The 21,653-nt window shown below is 71.8% G+C and carries 19 protein-coding genes and 1 pseudogene; 10 read left to right on the plus strand and 10 right to left on the minus strand.

Annotated features, from left to right (window positions below; genetic code table 11):
• Window positions 1-69: 69 nt before the first annotated feature.
• On the minus strand, window positions 70-231 hold the full coding sequence (locus tag ACIQAK_RS03205) for a hypothetical protein (protein ID WP_366388035.1): 162 nt from the start codon (window positions 229-231) through the stop codon (window positions 70-72).
• On the opposite strand from ACIQAK_RS03205, the gene ACIQAK_RS03210 reads away from it, so the two are divergent.
• From ACIQAK_RS03210 to ACIQAK_RS03235, 6 genes are all read left to right on the plus strand, one after another.
• On the plus strand, window positions 230-1,093 hold the full coding sequence (locus ACIQAK_RS03210) for a MauE/DoxX family redox-associated membrane protein (protein WP_366388034.1): 864 nt from the start codon (window positions 230-232) through the stop codon (window positions 1,091-1,093). The genes ACIQAK_RS03205 and ACIQAK_RS03210 overlap by 2 nt on opposite strands.
• Window positions 1,011-1,550, plus strand: a complete 540-nt coding sequence (locus ACIQAK_RS03215; RefSeq protein WP_366388033.1) for a hypothetical protein — start codon at window positions 1,011-1,013, stop codon at window positions 1,548-1,550. The genes ACIQAK_RS03210 and ACIQAK_RS03215 overlap by 83 nt, the downstream gene beginning before the upstream one ends.
• Window positions 1,551-1,591: 41 nt before the next feature.
• Window positions 1,592-2,413, plus strand: coding sequence for an aminotransferase class IV (locus ACIQAK_RS03220; protein ID WP_366388032.1), 822 nt, complete (start codon window positions 1,592-1,594; stop codon window positions 2,411-2,413).
• Between the two features lie 322 nt (window positions 2,414-2,735).
• Window positions 2,736-3,194, plus strand: a complete 459-nt coding sequence (locus ACIQAK_RS03225; protein WP_366388031.1) for a DUF5990 family protein — start codon at window positions 2,736-2,738, stop codon at window positions 3,192-3,194.
• Window positions 3,195-3,586: 392 nt separating this feature from the next.
• On the plus strand, window positions 3,587-4,132 hold the full coding sequence (locus ACIQAK_RS03230) for a hypothetical protein (protein ID WP_366388030.1): 546 nt from the start codon (window positions 3,587-3,589) through the stop codon (window positions 4,130-4,132).
• Between the two features lie 161 nt (window positions 4,133-4,293).
• Window positions 4,294-4,926, plus strand: coding sequence for a class F sortase (locus ACIQAK_RS03235; RefSeq protein ID WP_366388029.1), 633 nt, complete (start codon window positions 4,294-4,296; stop codon window positions 4,924-4,926).
• A 15-nt stretch (window positions 4,927-4,941) separates the two neighbouring features.
• On the opposite strand, the gene ACIQAK_RS03240 is transcribed toward ACIQAK_RS03235, so the two are convergent.
• The gene (locus tag ACIQAK_RS03240) at window positions 4,942-5,733 is read right to left on the minus strand and encodes a TSUP family transporter (protein WP_366388028.1); all 792 of its coding nucleotides are present in this window, start codon (window positions 5,731-5,733) and stop codon (window positions 4,942-4,944) included.
• A gap of 147 nt (window positions 5,734-5,880) precedes the next feature.
• Here ACIQAK_RS03240 and ACIQAK_RS03245 point away from each other — a divergent pair, with 147 nt between their 5' ends.
• The 4 genes and pseudogenes from ACIQAK_RS03245 (at window position 5,881) to ACIQAK_RS03260 (ending at window position 11,315) form a co-directional block, all read left to right on the plus strand.
• Window positions 5,881-7,086 (plus strand): FAD-dependent oxidoreductase, encoded by a 1,206-nt coding sequence (locus tag ACIQAK_RS03245; RefSeq protein ID WP_366388027.1) that lies wholly within the window; start codon window positions 5,881-5,883, stop codon window positions 7,084-7,086.
• 1 nt (window position 7,087) lies between these two features.
• Window positions 7,088-9,661, plus strand: coding sequence for a nitrite reductase large subunit NirB (nirB, locus tag ACIQAK_RS03250; RefSeq protein ID WP_366388026.1), 2,574 nt, complete (start codon window positions 7,088-7,090; stop codon window positions 9,659-9,661).
• A pseudogene (gene nirD / locus ACIQAK_RS03255) lies at window positions 9,661-10,011 on the plus strand (nitrite reductase small subunit NirD); the annotation flags it as partial. The gene nirB and the pseudogene nirD, both read left to right, overlap by 1 nt.
• Before the next feature lie 137 nt (window positions 10,012-10,148).
• Entirely contained in the window at window positions 10,149-11,315 is a 1,167-nt protein-coding gene (locus ACIQAK_RS03260) for an alkaline phosphatase PhoX (protein ID WP_366388025.1), read from the plus strand.
• A gap of 78 nt (window positions 11,316-11,393) precedes the next feature.
• Here ACIQAK_RS03260 and ACIQAK_RS03265 read toward each other — a convergent pair whose 3' ends face one another.
• The 8 genes from ACIQAK_RS03265 to ACIQAK_RS03300 form a co-directional block, all read right to left on the minus strand.
• Complete coding sequence (locus tag ACIQAK_RS03265) at window positions 11,394-11,804, minus strand: VOC family protein (RefSeq protein ID WP_366388024.1); 411 nt, start codon at window positions 11,802-11,804, stop codon at window positions 11,394-11,396.
• Between the two features lie 143 nt (window positions 11,805-11,947).
• On the minus strand, window positions 11,948-12,985 hold the full coding sequence (locus ACIQAK_RS03270; RefSeq protein ID WP_366388023.1) for a winged helix-turn-helix domain-containing protein: 1,038 nt from the start codon (window positions 12,983-12,985) through the stop codon (window positions 11,948-11,950).
• Window positions 12,986-13,519: 534 nt separating this feature from the next.
• Complete coding sequence (gene ppdK / locus ACIQAK_RS03275; protein WP_366388022.1) at window positions 13,520-16,231, minus strand: pyruvate, phosphate dikinase; 2,712 nt, start codon at window positions 16,229-16,231, stop codon at window positions 13,520-13,522.
• Between the two features lie 340 nt (window positions 16,232-16,571).
• Window positions 16,572-17,303, minus strand: coding sequence for an HAD family hydrolase (locus ACIQAK_RS03280; protein WP_401362591.1), 732 nt, complete (start codon window positions 17,301-17,303; stop codon window positions 16,572-16,574).
• A complete protein-coding gene (locus ACIQAK_RS03285) occupies window positions 17,300-18,472 on the minus strand; it encodes an ABC transporter ATP-binding protein (protein ID WP_366388021.1) in 1,173 nt (390 codons plus the stop codon). The genes ACIQAK_RS03280 and ACIQAK_RS03285 overlap by 4 nt, the downstream gene beginning before the upstream one ends.
• 6 nt (window positions 18,473-18,478) lie before the next feature.
• Window positions 18,479-19,546 (minus strand): ABC transporter permease, encoded by a 1,068-nt coding sequence (locus ACIQAK_RS03290; RefSeq protein ID WP_401362594.1) that lies wholly within the window; start codon window positions 19,544-19,546, stop codon window positions 18,479-18,481.
• Window positions 19,534-20,451: an ABC transporter permease subunit gene (locus ACIQAK_RS03295; protein WP_366388020.1), complete on the minus strand. Its 918-nt coding sequence runs from the start codon at window positions 20,449-20,451 to the stop codon at window positions 19,534-19,536. The genes ACIQAK_RS03290 and ACIQAK_RS03295 overlap by 13 nt, the downstream gene beginning before the upstream one ends.
• Window positions 20,451-21,629: an extracellular solute-binding protein gene (locus tag ACIQAK_RS03300; protein WP_366388019.1), complete on the minus strand. Its 1,179-nt coding sequence runs from the start codon at window positions 21,627-21,629 to the stop codon at window positions 20,451-20,453. Before ACIQAK_RS03300 ends, ACIQAK_RS03295 begins: the two co-directional genes overlap by 1 nt.
• Window positions 21,630-21,653 lie beyond the last annotated feature (24 nt).

Here is a 21,653-nt window from a genome sequence, read left to right on the forward strand (position 1 = left end):
ACGGATTCGCCCGAGAGCGCTTCCTCAAGACCGCTACGCGTCAGCGGACGGATGTGTACCCGTCGGGCTTCAGCACTTGACGCTGCTCTTCTTACAGATGCCGTTGCAGTTGAAGAGGTAGCGGTAGCCGCCCCGGCAGTAGCAGAGCTGGCCGTGCTCCGGAATGCAGGCGCCCGCGCGCTCCTCGCGCAGCACGAGACTCAGGACCTTGTCACTCAGCTTTCCGAGCATGACGTTTCCTTTCGTCGGGAGTTCAAAACAGGCGCACTGTATGCCGCGTGAAGGCGCGCACACCAGAGGAGGTATCAGTTCCGTTTCTCCTCCCACCCCTCACGAATTTTTCGGCGTGTCAAGCGTTTACGCAGACACCGAGATATTTTCTCCGCCCATTCGGAACAGCATGCACAGCGGGCGCGCGGCGGGCTACATTGCCCTGCGTCAGTGCACGTCGAGCATGGGGGAGTTGATGGGCTACGCCTTGCTGGCCTGCCGTCTTCTGATCGGCGGGATCTTCGTGGTCTCCGCCGTGAGCAAATTGCGCGGCCGGTCGGCATTCCTGCGATTCGAGGCGTCAACCCTGGCTATGGGGGTTCCCAGGAGATTCCTGCGGACGGTCGCCGGGACGGTACTGGCCGCCGAATGCGCCATTCCGCTCCTGCTTCTGACCCGGCCCGGTGGATTGGCCGGATTCCTTCTCGCCGGATCGCTGTTGACCGCTCTCACCCTGGGTCTGATCCATGCCCTGCGCCAGGGCACGCAGACTTCCTGCGCCTGTTTCGGGTCGTCCGACACCCCGATCGGCCGCCACCATGTCGTACGTAACGGGGCCCTGCTCGCAGCCGTGGCCCTGGGAGTCGTCGCGGCGCCGGCCGGGGCAACCGCTTTCCCCGCACACCCGGGCGGGCTCGCCACCGCCGCGTTCGCGGCGCTCGCCGGGATACTGCTGGTCCTCGGCACCGACGAACTCGCCGCACTGCTCTCCGAGCCCGCTTCACCCACCAGGAGAACCGATGCCGTTCCTGATCGCCGCCGTCGTGATACTGGCGGTGCTGTGCCTGCTGAACCTCCTGCTCACCTTCGGCGTCATCCGTAAGCTCCGGGTCCAGCGGGCCGAGCCGTACGCCGGGGACGACCCGGGGCTGATGCTGCCCAACGGCTCGGCGGTCCCGGCCTTCGCCGCCGACACGCTCGACGGTGGCCGGATCTCGCAGGAGAACCTGCGCAACGCGCTGATCGGCTTCGTCTCCACCACCTGCTCGGCGTGCAAGGAGCAGCTTCCGCACTTCCTCGACGTGGCCGAGCAGCACCGGGCGCTGGGCCGGCCCGTCGTCACCTTCGTGCACGGGGACGCGGAGGAGGCACGCGCGCTGGCGGAGCCACTGCGCACCGTGGGGCAAGTGGTGGTCGAGGACGCGCCGCACGAGGGCCCGACCGAGAGGGCGTTCCGGATCGAGGGGTACCCGGTCTTCGGCATCGTCGACGCCACGGGAACGCTGGTCGCCAGCAACATCAAGGCCAGAAAGCTGCCGGTCCCCGCCCCGGTGGGCTGAGCCGGACCTTCGCCGTCCGCCACCCCGATTACGGTGGCCGTATGACGAGCCACCCGCCGACCGCACCACCCCCGCCCCTCCCCCACGTCGAGATGGACGGCCGCCCCGCCACCGAGGACGACCTGCGCGTGCCCGCCCTCTTCGGGTTCGGGCACTTCACCGCCCTGCAGGTCCGGGACCGGGCGGTGCGGGGGCTCGGGCTGCACCTCGACCGGCTGGACGCGGCCAACCGGGAGTTGTTCCGGCTTCCTCTGGACGGCGGCCGGGTGCGGGAGCTGATCCGGCACGCCCTGGACCGTACGGGGCTGCGGGACGCCTCGGTGCGGGTGCACGGGTTTCTGCCGCCCGGGGAGAACCGTACGCGGGTGATGGTCACCGTTCGTGAGCCCGCCGCGATGGCGCCGGGAGCCCGGAGCCTGATGTCGGTGCCGTACGCCCGGGCGGTGCCGCACATCAAGCGGCCCGGTGAGTTCGGGCAGACGTACTACGGGATGCTGGCCGCACGGGCCGGGTTCGACGAGGCGCTGCTGACCGCCCCGGGCGGTGTGGTGACCGAGGGCGCGATCACCAACATCGGGTTCTGGGACGGGACTTCAGTGGTGTGGCCGGACGCCCCCGCGCTCATCGGCATCACCATGGCGCTGCTGGAGCGCGGCCTCGCGGCGGCCGGGGAGCCGTCGGTCCGGCGCGCGGTGACGCTGGACGGGCTGGGTGTGTACCGGAGTGCCTTCCTCTGCAACTCGCAGGGGATCGCGCCGGTGCGGCGGATCGACGCCGTGGAGTTCGCGGTCGACGGGGAGGCGGATGGAGTGATGGCCCGGCTGGAGGCCGCGTACGGGAGTGCGCCCACGGAGGGCGTCTGACCGGCCGCGTACGGAAGCGCGTCGGCGGGCGGCGTGCGACAGATCGCGTACGGAAGCGCGTCGGCGGGCGGCGTCCGACAGATCGCGTACGGAAGCGCGTCGGCAGGCCGCGTCCGACAGATCGCGTACGGAAGCGCGTCGTCGGGCCGCGTCCGACAGATCGCGTAAGGAAGCGCGTCGGCGGGCCGCGTGCGGCGTCGGGCCGGGACGGTCGGCCGGGCAGCCTCTCCGGAAGGCGGGCCGGGACGGTCGGCCGGGCAGCCTCTCCGGAAGGCCGGCCCGGGGCGACCGGCCCGGGCCGCCGTGACGGACCATGGGGAGTATGCAGATCCATATCGAGGCCTCAGCGCTCCCGGGCCGCACCTGCGGGCCGGACTCCGACTTTCCCGGGTTCGAGAACATCCACGTCGGCGTCCAGCGCAAGGACCGGCCCGGCGAACTGCTCGGCCTGGTCCCGGGGGACGCCCCGGCCGCCGCCTGGACCCTGGACTGCGCGGTGAAGGCCACGGCGGACGGGGTCGAGATCTCGGGGCCGTACATCCAGAACCGGCTGGGCGGGCGGTTCGTCTATCTGTCATGGGGCACGGTGGACGACGCCGGGCTCTTCACCATGTTCCGGCGCGCCAAGCTGATGTTCTGTGACGTCGGACCCGAGGTCCTCGAAGCCGCCGCGGACTCCGGGCATCTCACCGGGCGACTGGGGCTGGCCGACGCCAAGGGACAGCCGCTGTGCGCCCGGGTACGCCCGCCGCTGATCATGTGGAGCGCGACGGCGCCCTGAAGCCGGTCCGGCGAGGGGGAGCCGCCGGTCCGGACCCGACACCGCCCCCACCGGGCCTGGGGGGGGCGGGCCGGGTGGGGGCGGATGCCATGGGGGCGGGAGTCCGTCCCGTGGGGGGAGCTGTTCTGTCGTGTGCCCCCGGCCCGAAAGCCCATGCATGTGACGCACATCACACCATGCTGTCGGCTCACCCGATCGGCACCCGGTCCGTCCGCACGGACCGAACGGCCCAGTCGCACCGCCGTGACCTGCACCGACCCCTCGCGGCAACGGTGCCACGCCGGTCCGTACGGGTGAAAGCTGACTTGGCGTCAGGAGGCGTGCGGCGCCGACCACCCGTTAGGTCAGGTGCAGGACACAACCGTTCGCGCCGTCTGCCCGGAGGAATCCCCATGCGCAGTCCTGCCCGCCTCGTGACCGGTACCGCCTCCGCCGCGGTCACCGTCATAGCGCTCGGTCTCACCGCCGCCCCGCCCGCGTACGCGGGCGACGACTTCGGCCGGCTGGAGATCACCCCGGCGACGGCGCCCCCCGGCTCCACGGTCACCGTGAACACCACCGCCTGCGGCCCCAAGGGCTCGGGCATCGGGGACGCGAACTCCCTGGACGCCGGGGACTTCGAGGTCCGCCACGGTACGCACAAGGAGGTGCTCGTCGGCCAGTTCACCGTGCCGCACGACACCCGGCCCGGCGTCTACGAGATCGTCGTCTCCTGCGACGACGGCAAGGACGCCGTCGGGGACCTCAAGGTGGTCGGCGGCGGCAAGCACGAGAAGCCCGACCACGACCGCCCGTCCGGTCATGTCCGGACCGGGGTCGGCGGCAGCGTCGAGCCGGACTCCACGCGGGTCGCCATCGGCGTCGGCGTGATCGGCATGGCGGCCGTCGGCGGCCTGTGGCTGCTGCGCCGCCGCACCGAGTCCACCGAGGGCAGCTGAGGCACGGGCCGCGAGGTCCGGGGCCTCGACCCCAGGACCCGGACCCAGAACCCGGCCCGGGGGAGCCGGCCGCTCCCCCGCCCCGACCGGGCCGGGCGCGTCCCCGAGCGCGCCCGGCCCACCCTCGATCCGAGACCCATCTGGTTGACGAGGACGACGACGTGTCCCAGAGCGCGCAGAAGGCCAAAGGCTGGCTGGTGGGCATCGCCGTGCTGTGCGGCGTCTGGCTCGTCCAGAACGGCTCCGGCGACCAGCTGATCCCGCCGCAGCCTTCCAGCGCCCAGGCCTTCGCCGCCGGGCCCGAGCTCCAGCCCGGCTCGCCGGTCGCCGACCCGCTGCGCCCCTCCGACCCGGTCCGCATCCGCATCCCGGGCATCGAGGTCGACGCGCCGATGATGCGGCTGGGCCTCGGCCGTGACGGCAGCCTGGACGTCCCGCCGGACGAGGACCGCAATCTGGCCGGCTGGTACGCCGACGGGGTCCCGCCGGGCGCCCGGGGCACCGCGATCGTCGCCGGGCACGTCGACAACGCCGAGGGGCCCTCCGTCTTCTACGCCCTCGGCGCCCTGACCAAGGGCACCCGGGTCGAGGTCGTCCGCGAGGACGGGCGTACGGCGGTCTTCTCGGTCGACGCCATCGAGGTGTACGACAACGAGGACTTCCCCGACCAGCGCGTCTACGGCGACTCCCCGCACGCCTCGCTGCGGCTGATCACCTGCGGCGGCGGCTTCTCGGAGGAGACCGGCTACCAGGGCAACGTGGTGGCGTACGCCCATCTCACCGATGTGCGGTGAGCCCGTGGAGAGTACCTACGCCGTCCACTGGTCGTAGCCCAGCTTCGCCACCAGCGAGAACACCACCGTCAGCAGCACCGCCCGGACGAAACCACTGCCCCGGCTCAACGCCATCCGCGCCCCGGCCATCGCGCCCGCCAGGTTGAAGAGCGCCATCAGGGCGGCCAGTTGCCATAGGACCGTGCCCTGGTACGCGAACATCGCCAGCGCCCCCGCGTTCGTGCACACGTTGACGATCTTGGCGGTGGCCGACGCGGCCACCAGGTCCAGGTGGAGCACGGCGGTGAGGGCCAGCACCAGGAAGGTGCCGGTGCCGGGCCCGAACAGGCCGTCGTAGAAGCCGATCCCGCCGCCGACCAGGACCACCGCGGTGACGATCCGGGCCCGGGTGACCGGCCGGGCGTCGGTGTCGCCCGGCGCCGCCGTGCCGAACGACGGACGCAGCAGGACGAAGGCGGCGACCCCGAGCAGCGCCACCATGATCACCGGGCGCAGCACCTCGCTACTGATCCCGGCGGCGAAGAACGCCCCGGCCATCGAGCCGGCCAGCGCCATCAGCCCCACCCGTACCGCCAGCCCCACCTGGACCGGGGCCCTGCGTGCATAGGTGATCGCGGCGCCCGAGGTGCCGACGATCGCCACGGCCTTGTTGGTGCCGAGGACATGGGCCGCCGGGACGTTCGGCAGGCCGAGCAGCAGCGCGGGCAGGAGCAGCAGCCCGCCACCGCCCACCACCGCGTCGATCCAGCCCGCGGCTGCCGCGGCCAGGCAGAGGAGAACCAGGGTGGTCAGGGTGATGTCCGGCATGTCCTTGACACTAAAGGGCGGCCTGTCGGCGGTTTCCACAGGGGCCACCGTCCTCACAGGGGCCGCCGCCCGGCGCTGAGCGCACGGTTCCGCCCGGGAAACCGGCGGGATGCGGCTGGGTAACACCCGCCGCACATGCTCCTGCCCATGAGGAAGAAGACGGAGAGTCCCGCGCCCGTCGTGGTGATCGGGGCCGGGATGGCCGGCGCCCGGCTCGCCGCGCGGGTCCCCGGGGCCACCGTCATCGGCGAGGAGCGGCACGCCCCCTACAACCGGGTGCTGCTGGCCGATGTGCTGGCCGGGCGGTACGCCCCGGACGTCATCGCCCTGCCGGCCACCGAGGTACGGCGCGGGGTGCGGGCGGTCCGGATCGACCGGGCCGACCGGCTGGTCCACTGCGCCGACGGCAGCGTCCTGCGCTACGGGCGCCTGGTCCTGGCCACCGGCTCGAACCCGGTGCTGCCGCCACTGCGCGGGCTCGGCCCCACCCTGCCGGAGGGGGTGCACCCCTTCCGCACGCTCGACGACGCCCTGGCCCTGCGCGCCGCCGTACGCCCCCGAGTGCGCGCGGTCGTCATCGGCGGCGGGCTCCTCGGGGTGTCGGCGGCCCGGGCGCTCGCGGAGTGCGGCGCCCAGGTGGTGCTGGCCCAGCAGGGCGAGCACCTCATGGAGCGCCAGCTCGATCCGGAGGCGGCCGCCCTGCTGCGCGTCCACCTCGAAGCGCTCGGGGTGAAGGTGCACACCGAGTGCCGGGTGCGCGGACTGCGGTGCGCGGAAGGGGCGGTACGGGCCGTCGAGCTCACCGACGGCTACGAGCTCGCCGCCGACGTCACCGTGCTGGCCTGCGGGGTGCGGCCCCGGGCCGGGCTCGCCCGGGCCGCCGGCCTCAAGGTCCGCAAGGGGATCGTGGTCGACGACGAACTGCGCACCTCGGACCCGTACGTCCACGCTCTCGGCGACTGCGCCGAGCACCGCTCCACGCTCTACGGACTGGCCGGGCCCGCGCTGGAACAGGCCGATGTGCTGGCCGATGTGCTGGCCGGACGGCCCGCCCGCTACGAGGGCACCCGGGCGCTGACCCGGCTGACCCTGCGCTCCCCTGTCCCCCTGGCAGCCCTCGCCCGGGCCGCCTTCGGCGAGGCCCGTCCGCTGCCGGGTGACGACGTGATCCGGCTGGCCGACGCCACCCGGGGCGCGTACCGCACGGTCGTCGTCCGTGACGGGCGCCTGGCCGGCGGGGTGCTCCTGGGCGATCTCGGCGCGGTCTCCAGCCTGGCCCGCACCTGGCAGGACGACGAACCGCTGCCCGCCGCCATGTCCCTGCTCCACCTGCTCACCGACGGAGGCCACTGAGATGCCGGAACCCACCAGCCCGAACACCACCCCCACCTACGTCCTCGTCGGGCACGGCATGGTCGGCCAGCGGTTCCTGGAGTCGCTGGCCGCGCGCGGGCTGACCCCGGCCGCCGGGCGGGCCCGGGTCGTCGTGCTCTGCGAGGAGCCCCGGCCCGCCTACGACCGGGTGCAGCTCACCTCGTACTTCGCCGGGCGCTCCCCCGAGGAGCTCTCGCTGGTGGAGCCGGGGTTCATGGAGAGGCACGGCATCGAGCTGTACGTCGGCGACCCGGCCGAGCGGATCGACCGGGCGGGGCGGACGGTGACCGCGCGGTCCGGGGCGGTGTTCGCGTACGACACGCTGGTGCTGGCGACGGGCTCGTACCCGTATCTGCCGCCGGTGCCGGGGAAGGACGCCCGGGGCGCTTTCGTGTACCGGACGATCGAGGACCTGCTGGCGATCGAGGAGTACGCGAAGGGGGCGGTGACCGGCGCGGTGGTCGGGGGCGGGCTGCTCGGCCTGGAGGCGGCCGGGGCGCTCAAGGGGCTCGGACTGCGCACCCATGTGGTGGAGTTCGCGCCCCCGCTGATGCCGGTGCAGGTGGACGACGGCGGGGGCGCGGCCCTGCTGCGGACGATCGAGGGGATGGGGCTGACCGTCCACACCGGGGTCGGTACGCGGGAGGTCACCGCGGGCGCGGACGGGGCGGTGAACGGGATGGCGCTCTCCGACGGTTCCACGCTCGCCGCCGATCTCGTCGTCTTCTCGGCGGGCGTGCGCCCGCGCGACCAGCTGGCCCGGGAGTGCGGGCTCGCGGTCGGGGAGCGGGGCGGGATCGTGGTCGACGAGCAGTGCCGGACCTCCGACCCGGCGGTGTTCGCGATCGGCGAGTGCGCGCTCGCCTCGGACGGGCGGGTCTACGGATTGGTCGCGCCGGGCTACGAGATGGCCGAGGCCGTGGCCGAGGTGCTCACCGGGGGGCAGGCCGGATTCACCGGGGCGGACATGTCGACCAAGCTCAAGCTGCTGGGTGTCGACGTGGCCTCGTTCGGTGACGCGCACGGGACGGCGGAGGGCGCGCTGGACGTCGTGTACGCCGACTCCCGCTCCGGTGTCTACAAGAAGCTGGTCGTCGGGGCGGACGGCACCCTGCTGGGCGGGGTGCTGGTCGGGGACGCCGACAGCTACGGGACCCTGCGGCCGATGACGGGGAGCGTCCTGCCGGTCTCCCCCGAACAGCTGGTGCTGCCCGCCGGTGCGGACGGGCCGGTGACCCTGGGGCCCTCCTCGCTGCCGGACGACGCCGTCATCTGCTCCTGCCACAACGTGACCAAGGGCGCGATCTGCGAGCACTCCACGCTGCCCGAGGTGAAGAAGTGCACCCGGGCGGGAACGGGCTGCGGCAGTTGCGTCAAGGTGATCGGGCAGCTGCTGCCGCAGAGCCAGGACACCGGTCTGTGCGGCTGCTTCTCCTACAGCCGGGCCGAGTTGTACGAGATCGTCCGGACCCTGGGCGTCACCTCGTTCACCGCCCTGCTCGACTCGCACGGCCGCGAGGAGGCGCGCGGTGGGGAGGGCTGCGAGGTCTGCAAGCCGACGGTCGGCTCGGTCATCGCCTCGCTCGCCCCGACCGTCGGCGCCAGCGGCTACGTGCTGGACGGGGAGCAGGCGTCCCTCCAGGACACCAACGACCACTTCCTCGCCAACCTCCAGCGCAACGGCTCCTATTCGGTCGTGCCGCGCATCCCGGGCGGCGAGATCACCCCGGAGAAGCTCATCGTGATCGGCGAGGTGGCCCGCGACTTCGGCCTCTACACGAAGATCACCGGCGGCCAGCGCATCGACCTCTTCGGTGCCCGGGTCGACCAGCTCCCGGTGATCTGGGCCCGGTTGGTGGACGCGGGGTTCGAGTCCGGGCACGCGTACGGGGAGTCGCTGCGCACGGTCAAGTCCTGTGTGGGGCAGACCTGGTGCCGCTACGGCGTGCAGGACTCCGTACGCATGGCGATCGATCTGGAGCTGCGCTACCGGGGCCTGCGTTCCCCGCACAAGCTGAAGTCGGCGGTCTCCGGCTGCGCTCGGGAGTGCGCGGAGGCCCGGGGCAAGGACTTCGGGATCATCGCCACCGCCGGCGGCTGGAACCTCTACGTCGGCGGCAGCGGCGGTGCCACCCCGCGCCACGCCGACCTGCTGGCGCAGGACCTCTCGGACACCGAACTGGTGCGGCTGATCGACCGGTTCCTGATGTTCTACATCCGTACGGCGGACCGCTTGGAGCGCACCTCGGCCTGGCTGGAGCGGATCGAGGGCGGTCTGGAGCACATACGGGACGTCGTCGTCCACGACTCGCTGGGCCTGTGCGACGAGTTGGAGAGGCTGATGGCCGACCATGTGACCGGCTACCGCGACGAGTGGGCCGAGACCATCGGCGACCCGGAACGGCTGCGGCGGTTCGTGACCTTCGTCAACGCCCCCGACGCCCCCGATCCCTCGGTGAGGTTCGTCCCCGAGCGGGACCAGATCAAGCCGGACCTGGGGCTGCTCGCGGGTCCCGTGCTCACCGTCCGCACCCTCGAAGGGACCCCGTCCTGATGACCACCGACACGCTGAGCGCCCCTGTGACCGTCGTCCGGATCGCCCACACGGACGGCTGGCTCGACGTCTGCGACCTGGACCGGCTGAGCCCCGGGCGCGGCGCCGCGGTGCTGCTGCCGGACGGTGGGCAGGCGGCCCTGTTCATGGACCGCTCGGGGAGGGTGCACGCGATCGGCAACCGGGACCCGTTCACCGGCGCGTACGTCCTCTCCCGCGGGCTGCTCGGCTCGGCGGACGGGCGGCCGTTCGTGGCCTCGCCGCTGCTGAAGCAGCGCTTCGACCTGGCCACGGGGGTGTGCCTGGACGACGAGGAGGCCGCGGTGCCGGTGTACGCGGTGCGGGTGGAGCGACGCCCCGGACCGCCCTCATCCACTCTCCGTTCACCCAGAATTGACGATCCGTCAACTACGTGCTCCTACAGTCCTGACGCGCGACCCGCCGGTCCGTCCGGAGCGGCGGGCCCTCACTCATCCGTGGAGTGATCGTGGAACGTCGGACCTTCTTGCGCACGGCGGTGGTCGGCAGCTCGGCGGCGGCCTTCGGGGGCACCCTGTGGCGCGGCGCCGCCTCCGCCGCACCCGCCCAGCCGGCCCCCGGCCCGTACGGCGCGCTGCAGGCGGCCAACGGCAACGGCATCCAGCTGCCGAGCGGCTTCACCAGCCGTGTCATCGCCCGTTCGGGCCAGACCGTGGCGGGCACCTCCTACCGGTGGCACAGCGCCCCCGACGGCGGAGCGACCTACGCCGACGGCTCGGGCTGGATCTACGTCTCCAACGCCGAGGTCTCCTCGGGCAGCGGCGGCGGGGCGAGCGCCGTGCGGTTCAACTCCTCGGGCACGGTGACGTCCGCGTACCGGATCCTGTCGGGTACGAACAACAACTGCGCGGGCGGCTCCACCCCGTGGAACACCTGGCTCTCCTGCGAGGAGGTCACCCGGGGGTACGTCTTCGAGACCGACCCGTGGGGCGTGAACGCCTCCGTGCGGCGGCCCGCGCTCGGCCGGTTCAAGCACGAGGCGGCGGCCGCCGACCCCGACCACGGCTACATCTACCTCACCGAGGACGAGACCGACGGCTGCTTCTACCGCTTCCGGCCCACCACCTGGGGCAACCTGTCGAGCGGCACGCTCCAGGTCCTGGTGGCGGGTACGGGCACCTCCGGGCCGGTGAGCTGGGCGAACGTCCCGGACCCGGCGGCCTCCTCGACCCAGACCCGCCACCAGGTCTCCGGCGCCAAGGTCTTCAACGGCGGCGAGGGCTGCTTCTACGCGGCGGGCACCTGCTGGTTCACCACCAAGGGCGACAACCGGGTGTGGGCGTACGACGCGAACACCTCGTCGATCTCGCTGACGTACGACGACTCACTGGTGATGGGCGGGGCGGCCCCGCTGACCGGTGTCGACAACGTCACCCGGGCCGGCTCCGGCGACCTGTACGTGGCGGAGGACGGCGGGAACATGGAGATCTGCCTGATCACGCCGGCCGACACGGTGGCTCCGTTCCTGCGGATCACCGGCCAGTCCGGCTCGGAGATCACCGGTCCGGCGTTCTCGCCGGACGGCAAGCGGCTCTACTTCTCCTCGCAGCGCGGCACCAGCGGCAGCTCGTCCGGCGGCATCACCTACGAGGTGACGGGACCGTTCCGCAGCTGACGCCCCCGTGTGCGCCGGGGCTCCCCGGCGGCCCCGGCGCACACCCTGCCACTCGGTCCCGGCGTACGTCCGGCGGGTTCAGCTCTCGCCCTCGACGGCGGCCGGGTCCATCCATATGACCTCCCAGACGTGGCGGTCGGGGTCCTGGAACGAGCGGCCGTACATGAAGCCCATGTCCTGCGTCTCACCCGCCGGGAACCCGCCGGCCGCCAGCGCCGCGTCGACGAGTTCGTCGACCTTCTCGTGGCTGTCGGCGCTGAGGGCGAGGATGACCTCGGTCGTCTTCGAGGCGTCCGCGATGTCCTTCTCGGTGAAGTCCTTGAAGCGCGGCTCCGTCAGCAGCATGACGAAGATCGTGTCGCTGAGGACCACACACGCGGTCCTGTCGTCGCTGAACTGCGGGTTGATGGCACAGCCGAGCTTCTCGAAGAAGCCCTTCGAGGTCTCCAGGTCCTTCACCGGCAGGTTCACGAAGATCATCTGAGCCATGGTCGTTGCCTCTTCCTCTGTCCCGTCGCGCGCCGCGGCGGTCCGTCCGGCGCTTTCGAAGGGGTAGACGGCGGGGCCGCCCGGAACTCATCGCCGTACCGCGGAGGGATTCCCACGGATTCCGGGCAGCCGCGCGTCCAGGGTCAGGACAGGGCGAGCGGGGCCCCTCCTCGGAGCAGGGAGCCGCCCAGCGGGGTCAGGGTGTGCAGCACCGAGCTGCCGTGTCGCAAGGTGAGGACCAGGCCCGCCTCGCGCAGCACGGAGGCGTGCTGGCTCGCCGAGGCGAGCGACACCCCCGCCCGGCGGGCCAGTTCGCTCGTCGTGCAGCCGTTGCCTATGGACTGCAGGACGGCGGAGCGGGTGTGGCCGACGAGTCGGCCGAGCCAGGGCCCGGGCTCGGCGAACTCCGGGGCGCCGGGGTGGGTGACCGGGTAGACGAGCACGGGCGGCAGCGACGGGTCGCGGTAGACCACGGGGGTGCCCCGGCAGAAGAACGAGGGCTGGAGCAGCAGTCCCCGCCCGTCGAGATACAGGTCGCGGTCGACGGGGTAGTCGGCCTCCAGCACGGGCGCCCGCCACCGGATCATCGGCGGCAGGGTCGCCAGCAGCTCGTCGGTCCCGCCGTCCAGGAGCGCGCGGCCCCGCACGGCCCGGTCGGCCTCGATGCTGGCCCGGATGTGCGGCCAGTACGGCTCGACGGCGGCGTCGTGGTAGCTGCGCAGGGCGCCGATCAGCCGGGCGAGGGGTTCGGCGCGGCCCTCGGAGAGCGCGGCGGGCAGCGCGGCCGCGATCCGCCCGGCGCCGGCGTCGGGGCAGGCGGACCCGCGCGCGCCCCGCTGCCGCCGCCGTCCGGCCGCCATCAGGACCAGCTCGCGGCGGATGCGGTCGGCCGGGGTGTCGCGCAGGGCCTCCATTCCCACGTCCAGCCCGAAGGGTTCGCCGCCTTCCTGCGAGGGCGTCAGGAAATCCGGGAAATAGCCGCGGGGCGGGACCACCGCCGCCAGCAGTTGTGCTTCACCATGCAGCCTCGCTCGTGTTTCTGTCCGCCATTTCCCGAACACCGTGGAAGCCCGCCGGTCCCTCAGCCGGTGAAAACTGAGAATCGTTTCCCACATCGCGTCCGGCCTCGTGGCCATCCGCACCCGCGAAAGGTCCAGCCTGGACACATGGATCCGCAGCACTACTCCCCCACCTGTTGCATCCGCAATTGCCCCCACCGAAGGGTATGCGGACCGTCACAGGAGGTCACCACGGGGTTTCGGCCAGAAGTGAAACGTCTCGCCCCGTTCCGCTTCACCCGAAAAGCTGTACGACGTCGGGTACGCATCCGGTGCCCGCCGGATGAGCACGTGAAGGCCGTGGGGGGCTTTGTGTGTTCGGCGGCGGCGGGCGACGGTGCGGCTCCGTACCCGACGGGGGTAAGCCGGGTGCGGTCCATGGGTGGGGATCCATGGACCGCACCCCGGTCCATCGGACGGCCATCCCGATTTCTTTGCGCATTAAACGAAGCAATGTGTGCCACGCCACATCGGTAGCGCACATTCCGCTCCGGGCCGATCTACGGCACATATTCCGCGGGCAAGGCGAAGCGGCGGCACCCCCGCACAGGGTGCCGCCGCTTCTCGGGTGTTCCGGGGATCTCGCCGGGATGACGGGCCGGTGAGGGGCCCACCCAATTCCCTTATAAACCCCCGGAGTTGGTCATGCGTACCGCATCAGCGGCTGTCGCTCCCACGCGACTGCGCGGCCGCCCGGCCCGCTTCCAGACGCGCCACCGGGATCCGGAACGGCGAGCAGGAGACGTAGTCCAGACCCACCTCGTGGAAGAAGTGCACCGACTCCGGGTCGCCGCCGTGCTCGCCGCAGACACCGAGCTTGAGGTCCGGCCGGGTGGCCCGGCCGGCCTCCACGGCGCTGCGGACCAGCGCGCCGACGCCGTCCTTGTCGATCGTCTCGAACGGGGAGACCCCGAAGATGCCCTTCTCCAGGTACGCGGTGAAGAACGAGGCCTCCACGTCGTCGCGGGAGAAGCCCCACACCGTCTGGGTCAGGTCGTTGGTGCCGAACGAGAAGAACTGGGCGGCCTCGGCGATCTGGCCCGCCGTCAGCGCGGCGCGCGGCAGCTCGATCATGGTGCCGATGGTCAGCTTGAGGTCGGTGCCGGTGGCCGCCTGGACCTCCGCGATGACCCGGTCGGCCTCCTCGCGGACGATCTCCAGCTCCTGGACCGTGCCGACGAGCGGGATCATGATCTCCGGGCGCGGGTCGCCCTTGGCGTTCTTGCGCTGGGCGGCCGCCTCGGCGATCGCCCGTACCTGCATGGCGAACAGACCGGGGATGACGAGCCCGAGGCGCACCCCGCGCAGACCCAGCATCGGGTTCTGCTCGTGCAGCTTGTGGACCGCCTGGAGGAGGCGCAGGTCGTTCTCGTTGGCGTCCTTGCGGGACTCGGCGAGCGCGACGCGGACCGAGAGCTCGGTGATGTCGGGGAGGAACTCGTGCAGCGGCGGGTCCAGCAGCCGTACGGTGACCGGCAGCCCGTCCATCGACTCGAACAGCTCGATGAAGTCGGCCTTCTGGAGCGGCAGGAGAGCCGCGAGCGCACTTTCGCGCTCGTCGTCGGTGTCCGCCAGGATCAGCTTCTCGACCATCTCGCGGCGCTCACCGAGGAACATGTGCTCGGTGCGGCACAGCCCGATGCCCTGGGCGCCGAAGCGGCGCGCCCGCAGGGCGTCCTCGGCGTTGTCCGCGTTGGCCCGCACCCGCAGCCGGCGCACCCGGTCCGCGTACGCCATGATCCGGTGCACGGCGGCGACCAGCTCGTCGGCGTCGTCGGCGCCCGCGTGCATCCGGCCCTCGAAGTACTCGACGACCGGGGACGGTACGACGGGTACCTCGCCCAGGTAGACCTTGCCGGTGGAGCCGTCGATCGAGACGAGGTCACCCTCCTCGATCACCTTTCCGCCCACCGTCATCCGGCGGCGCTTGGTGTCGACCTCCAGGTCCTCGGCGCCGCAGACACAGGTCTTGCCCATGCCGCGCGCCACGACCGCCGCGTGCGAGGTCTTGCCGCCGCGCGAGGTCAGGATGCCCTCGGCGGCGATCATGCCTTCGAGGTCGTCGGGGTTGGTCTCGCGGCGGATCAGGATGACCTTCTCGCCCGAGCGGGACCACTTGATCGCGGTGTACGAGTCGAAGACGGCCTTGCCGACGGCGGCACCCGGCGAGGCGGCGATGCCCCGGCCGAGCAGCTCGGTCCTGGCCTGGTCGTCGAAGCGCGGGAACATCAGCTGGGCGAGCTGGGCGCCGTTGACGCGCTGGAGGGCCTCGGCCTCGTCGATCAGGCCCTGGTCGACGAGCTGGGTGGCGATCCGGAAGGCGGCACCGGCGGTGCGCTTGCCGACCCGGGTCTGGAGCATCCAGAGCTGGCCGCGCTCGATGGTGAACTCGATGTCGCAGAGATCCTTGTAGTGGTTCTCCAGCGTCTCCATGATCTGCATGAGCTGGTCGTACGACTTCTTGTCGATCGACTCCAGGTCGGCGAGCGGCACCGTGTTGCGGATACCGGCGACGACGTCCTCGCCCTGCGCGTTCTGGAGGTAGTCGCCGTAGACGCCCTGGTGGCCGCTGGCCGGGTCGCGGGTGAAGGCGACGCCCGTACCGGAGTCGGGGCCGAGGTTGCCGAAGACCATCGAACAGACGTTGACGGCCGTGCCGAGGTCGCCGGGGATGCGCTCCTGGCGGCGGTAGAGCTTGGCGCGGTCGGTGTTCCACGAGTCGAAGACCGCGTTTATGGCCAGGTCCATCTGCTCCCGGGCGTTCTGCGGGAACTCGCGTCCGGCCTGGTCCTGGACGATCTTCTTGAACTGCTTGACGAGCTTCTTGAGGTCGGCCGCGGCCAGGTCGGTGTCGACGCTGACCTTCTTGGCCGCCTTGGCGTCCTCCAGGGCCTCCTCGAAGAGGTCGCCGTCGACACCCAGGACGGTCTTGCCGAACATCTGGATGAGGCGCCGGTAGGAGTCCCAGGCGAAGCGCTCGTCACCGGACTGGGTGGCGAGGCCGGCCACCGAGGCGTCGGAGAGGCCGATGTTGAGGACCGTGTCCATCATGCCGGGCATGGAGAACTTGGCGCCGGAGCGGACGGAGACCAGCAGCGGGTCATCTGCCTGGCCGAGCCGCTTGCCCATCCGCTCTTCCAGCGCCGTGAGGTGCGCGCTGACCTCGTCGCGCAGCGCGGTCGGCGCGTCGCCGCTCTCCAGGTAGACCTTGCAGGCCTCGGTGGTGATGGTGAAGCCCGGAGGGACGGGCAACCCGAGGTTGGTCATCTCGGCGAGGTTGGCGCCCTTGCCGCCCAGAAGATCCTTCAGATCCTTGTTGCCCTCGGTGAAGTCGTAGACGAACTTCTGGGGATCTTTGTTTTCCGACACGGGTCTCGACTCCTCGAGGACGCGGTGGCTGCCCTGACGGCCAGGAACATACCCAGATCGAAGGTGTATGGGTACGTCCACTTGGTCGTCATGCGACCGCAACCACCCGTCCGCCAGCAGATCTAAAGAATCTCGCCGCCGAGTGGAGTGCGGTTCCCTGTTCAGGTCTTGAAGTCAGCATGGCCATTTCTTGACCGTTGGCTCTCATGTGAGCGCGCCACTCCGCATCTGAGTACACTTTCCGAAAACTGTTAGGTGGCACTGAGTGCCAGGTCTTCCAGAAGTGCAGCCACCACCATATCGCTCATCTGAGCGCACCTTCGATCAAGGGTGGCGCGAATCACGCTGGTTTCGAACTCCGGATTTCAGGATCCGGACGCCTCAGGCAGTCACTCAGCACCCTGAGGTCCACCTCTTCCAGGCTACGGGCGAACGTCCGCGCCCGCCCCGGGGCGACCCGGAGCAGCGACGGAACCACCAGCACCGCGCATCCCGCCGCGTCGGCGGAGGCGGTGCCGTCCGGGGAGTCCTCCACCGCCACACAGGCGGCGGGGTCCGCCGCGAACCGCTCGGCCGCCGCCCGGTAGGGATCCGGGTGCGGCTTGGTCCGTACGGTGTCCTCGGCCGACAGCGTGAAGGCGAAGCCCACCCCGGCCAGCGACCCGGCCACCACCGCGTCAACCACGCTCCTGGGTGAGGCGCTGACCAGGGCGAACGGCACCCCGGCAGCTTCCAGTGAAGCCAGCAGCGCGGCGGCCCCGGGGCGGAGCGGGGCGCCCGCGTCGACCTTCCGGAAGAAGGAGTCGGTCAGCTCGGCGGCGGTGCGCTCCAGCGCGACGGCCCGGTCGGCGGCGGTGCCGGGGGCCGCGGAGGGGTCCTGTCCCGTCACCCCGATCAGATGAGCGGCGGTGTCGGCGACGGCCCGGCCGACGACCTCGGGAGCGTCCGCGTCGCTCAGCCGGTGGCCGAGCCCGGCCGCGACCTCGCGGGCCGTCTCCCACCAGAGCACCTCGGTGTCGACGAGGGTGCCGTCCATGTCGAAGAGGACGGCGGCGGGGGCGGGTGTCTTCACGCGTCCGCCCGGTCGTCGGAGGCGGCTTCCGGCGCCGCCGTCTCCCGTACGGGCACGACCAGCACCGGGCGCCGGACCGGGGCGACCCGTGCCCGTACCCCGGGAGCAAGCTCCGTGGCGTCCCGCGACGGGAGGTCGGCCTTGACCGCGACGCCGCCCGGGAGGTCGAGCAGGACCCGGGTGACCGAGCCGAGGAAGGCGGCCGAGACGACGGTGGCCGTACCGTCCGCGTCGGCCGTGACACCGATGCTCTCGGGGCGGATGAGGACGTCGACCGGGCCCCGGCCTGCGGGAACGTCACCGTCGACGGGGAGCGTGGCGCCGACGACGACCACCGAACCGTCGCCGGTCAGCTGCCCGGGCACCCGGTTCATGGTGCCGACGAACTCGGCGACGAACGGCGTCGCGGGGCGCTCGTACAGCTCGGCCGGTGGCGCGCACTGCTCCAGGCGGCCCGCGTTGAGGACGGCGACCCGGTCGGCCATGGAGAGGGCCTCCTCCTGGTCGTGGGTGACGAAGATGGTGGTGATCCCGAGCGCCAGCTGGAGGCGGCGGATCTCCTCGCGCAGCGTGAGCCGGACCTTGGCATCGAGTGCCGAGAGCGGTTCGTCCAGGAGCAGGACCCGGGGGCGCAGGGCGAGGGCGCGGGCCAGGGCGACGCGCTGCTGCTGGCCGCCGGACATCTGGTGCGGGAAGCGGTCGCCGTGGGCGGGCAGTCCGACCAGTTCGAGCAGCTCGCCCGCGGTGGCGTGCCGTTCGGCGGTGGCGACGCCCCGCATGCGGGGGCCGAAGGCCACGTTGTCACGGGCGTTGAGGTGCGGGAAGAGGCTGTAGGACTGGAAGACCATCCCGGCGTCGCGCCGGTTGGCGGGGACCGGGGTGATGTCCTCGCCGTCGACGAGAACCTCCCCGGAGTCGGGCTGCTCGAACCCGGCGAGGACCCGCAGCGCGGTGGTCTTGCCGCAGCCGGATGGACCGAGGAGTGCGAGGAGCTCGCCCGGTTCGGCGGTGAGGTCGAGGCCGTCGAGGGCCACGGTGGAGCCGAAGGCCCGGCGCAGGGAGCGGAACTCCACCCGGGCTCCGGTGGCGGCCCGCCCCCCGGGCGCGGCGGTCCTGGCCGGCTCGGGGCGTCCGGCGGTGGCGGTGGGCGGGGCGGGCAGGGCTGACATGGGTGGCTACTCCTTGCCGGGTACGGGTACGGGTACGGGAGCGGGGGCGATGGCCGGGGCGGAGGCAGCGGCTCCGGTGGCCGGGACGGAGGCAGCGGCTCCGGCGATCGGGGTCGCGGCGGGACCGGCCGGGGTCGCGGCGGGACCGGTCGGGAGCGCCGTGGCGGGACCGGCCGGGGTCACCGTGGCCGGACCGGCCGGGAGCGCGGTGGCAGAGGCGGAGGACCCGGTTCCGGCGCGCGAGAGGACGAGCAGCAGGGCCCAGGTGATGAGCAGGGAGAGCAAGGACACGGCGACCGACATCCGGGCCTGGGCGCCGGAGACGGTGACGATCCACACCGCGAAGGGCCGGAAGCCCAGCAGCGAGGCGACCGTGTACTCACCGAGCACCAGCGCCAGGGTCAGGAACGAGGCCCCGGCGAGCGACGAGCGCAGGTTCGGCAGGATGACGCTCACGATTACCTGCAACCGGCTCGCACCGCAGTTCCTGGCCGCCTCCACCAGCGTGGGTACGTCGACGGCGCGCAGCCCCGCGTCCAGCGAACGGTGCACGAACGGCAGCGCCAGCACGGTGTAGGCGAGGACCAGCACCACCGGGAACGACTCGTTCTGGACGGCCAGGAAGGTCTGGTAGAGCGGGGTGCGCGAGAAGTGGTCGGGCCCCCAGCGCAGCACGGTGGCGATCCCGGTGACCAGGGCGATCGGCGGCACCACCAGCGGCAGCATGCACACGACCTCGACGACGGCCCGCAGCCGGGGCGGCCCGAGCCGCACCGCGACGAGCGCGGGGACGACGAGCACCAGGGCCAGCCCGATCGTGGCGGCGGCCAGCGAGAGCGAGAGGAACAGGCTCTCGGTGAAGCCGTCGGCCGACAGGATGCCGCTGTACGCCTCGAAGGTGAGGCCCTGGTTCGGCACGTGGACCGTGAAGACGAACGAGGAGATGAGCGGGGTGACGAAGTAGAGCCCGGCGACGGCGAGGACGGCACCGCGCCAGTAGCGCGGGCGGGAGCGGCGGACCGCCTTCACCGGGGCGGAGGCATCAGGGAGCGTGGTGGTGGTCAGTGCAGCCATCGGGAGCTCCGTCGCTGGAGGGGCAGATGGACCGCCATCACCAGTCCGGCGATCACGATCATGTCGAGGCTCAGCGCCAGGGCCATGTTCTCCTGGCCGACCAGGACGTTCCCGGAGAGCGCGTCGGCGATCTTCAGGGTGACCAGCGGTACGGAGCCGCCGACCAGCGCGGCGGCCGTGGCGTGCGCGGCGAAGGCGCTGCCGAAGAGGAGGACGAACCCGCCGAGCAGCGAGGGCGCGAGCACCGGCAGGCCGACGTACCGCCAGAACTGCCAGGCGGTGGCGCCGTTGTTGCGGGCGGCCTCGCGCCACTGCGGGCGCAGTCCGTCCAGCGCCGGGATCACGACGATCACCATGAGCGGAATGAGGAAGTAGAGGTAGATGACGGTGAGGCCGGTGAAGGAGTAGATGTTCCAGCCGAGCGCGTCCAGGTGGCCGAGCTGGGTGACCACACCGGAGATGCCGAGGGTGGCGACGAAGGCGAAGGCCAGCGGGACGCCGCCGAAGTTGGCGAGCACCCCGGAGGCGGTGAGCACGGCCCCGCGCAGCGCGCCGCGCCGGGAGGTGACGACGGCCTGGGCGATCAGCACGCCGAACACGGTGGCGATGGCGGCGGTCAGCGCGGAGAGTTCGACGCTGCCGGTGAGCGAGGTGAGGTAGGGCCCCTGGAGCGAGCGCGTCAGGTGCTCGCCGGTGAACTCGGTGGTCCCGGCGACCGGGTCGGTACGGGTGATGGCCCCGTACAGCAGGGCGCCGGCGGGCAGTCCGAAGCAGAGTCCGGCGAAGACGAGCAGCGGGAGGGCCCCGAGCCAAACGCGGGGCGGCCGGCGACGGCGCGTACGGCTTCCGGCCTTCACAGCGGCCGCCCCGGGGCCCGGGGCGGCGGTCGGGTGGGAAGGGGTCATCAGGAGACGGCCTTGTCCCAGTTCTCGGAGAGCGTGGCGTTGGCCTTGTCGAGCTCCTCGGAGGAGGGGAACGTCGGGGTGCCCTCGACGGCGGGAAGCTTGGCGACGAAGGTCTTGTCGGCGGTGCCGTCCTCGGTCATGGCGGACAGCAGCACCGGGCGGGCGTACCCCTTGAGCCAGAGGTTCTGGCCCTCGGCGCTGTACAGGTACTCCATCCACAGGCGGGCGGCCGCCGGGTGCGGGGCGTCCTTGTTGATCGCCTGCGAGTAGAACTGGGCGTAGACCCCGTCCTTCGGTACGGAGACCTTCCAGTCGACGCCCTTGCCCTCGAACTGGTCGGCGTACCCGGCGTTCAGGTAGTCCCAGTCGATGCTGATCGGCGTCTCGCCCTTCTCGACGGTCGCCGGGGTGGACTCGACGGGGATGAAGTTGCCGCTCTTCTTGAGCTTGCCGAAGAAGTCGATGCCGGGCTGGATGTCCCCGAACGAGCCCTGGTTGGCCAGGGACGCCGCGTAGACGCCGCCGAACGCGGAGCCGGACTTGGTCGGGTTGCCGTTGAGGGCGACCTTGCCCTCGTACTCGGGCTTCAGCAGGTCGGCGAAGGTCTCGGGGCAGGTCTTGATGCGGGCGGCGTCGCAGCCGATGGAGACGTAGCCGCCGTAGTCGTTGTACCAGCGGCCATCCGCGTCCTTCTGGCTGTCGGGGATCTTGTCCCAGGTGGCGACCTTGTACGGGGCGAAGAGGTTCTCGGCGGCGCCGCTGCGGGCGAAGGCGATACCGAGGTCGAGGACGTCGGGGGCGCGCTTCTGGCCCTTGCGGGACTTGACGGCGGCTATCTCGTCGGAGCTGGAGCCGTCCGGGTTCTCGCTCTTGATCGTGACCTTGTACTTGGTCTGGAAGGTCTTGATCAGTTCGCCGTAGTTCGCCCAGTCCGGCGGCAGGGCGATCACGTTGAGCTCCCCCTCCTTCTCGGCGGCGGCGACCAGCTTCTCCAGCCCGCCGAAGTCGGCGACCGAGGTGGCCTCGGTGGACTTCACCCCGTTCACACCGGTCGCGGCCTTCTGCTCGGGTGCGGCGCCGCACCCGGTGAGGGCGGTGAGGGTGGCCGTACCAAGGGCGACGGCGGCGACCGTACGGCCGGTGACGCGGTTGTCGGGGCGGGGTCGGGGTCTGCGCACGGTGTGTCTCCCGGAAGCGAAGTG

It is taken from the genome of Streptomyces sp. NPDC088706, from assembly GCF_044752765.1.
In the GTDB taxonomy this organism is placed as follows: domain Bacteria; phylum Actinomycetota; class Actinomycetes; order Streptomycetales; family Streptomycetaceae; genus Streptomyces.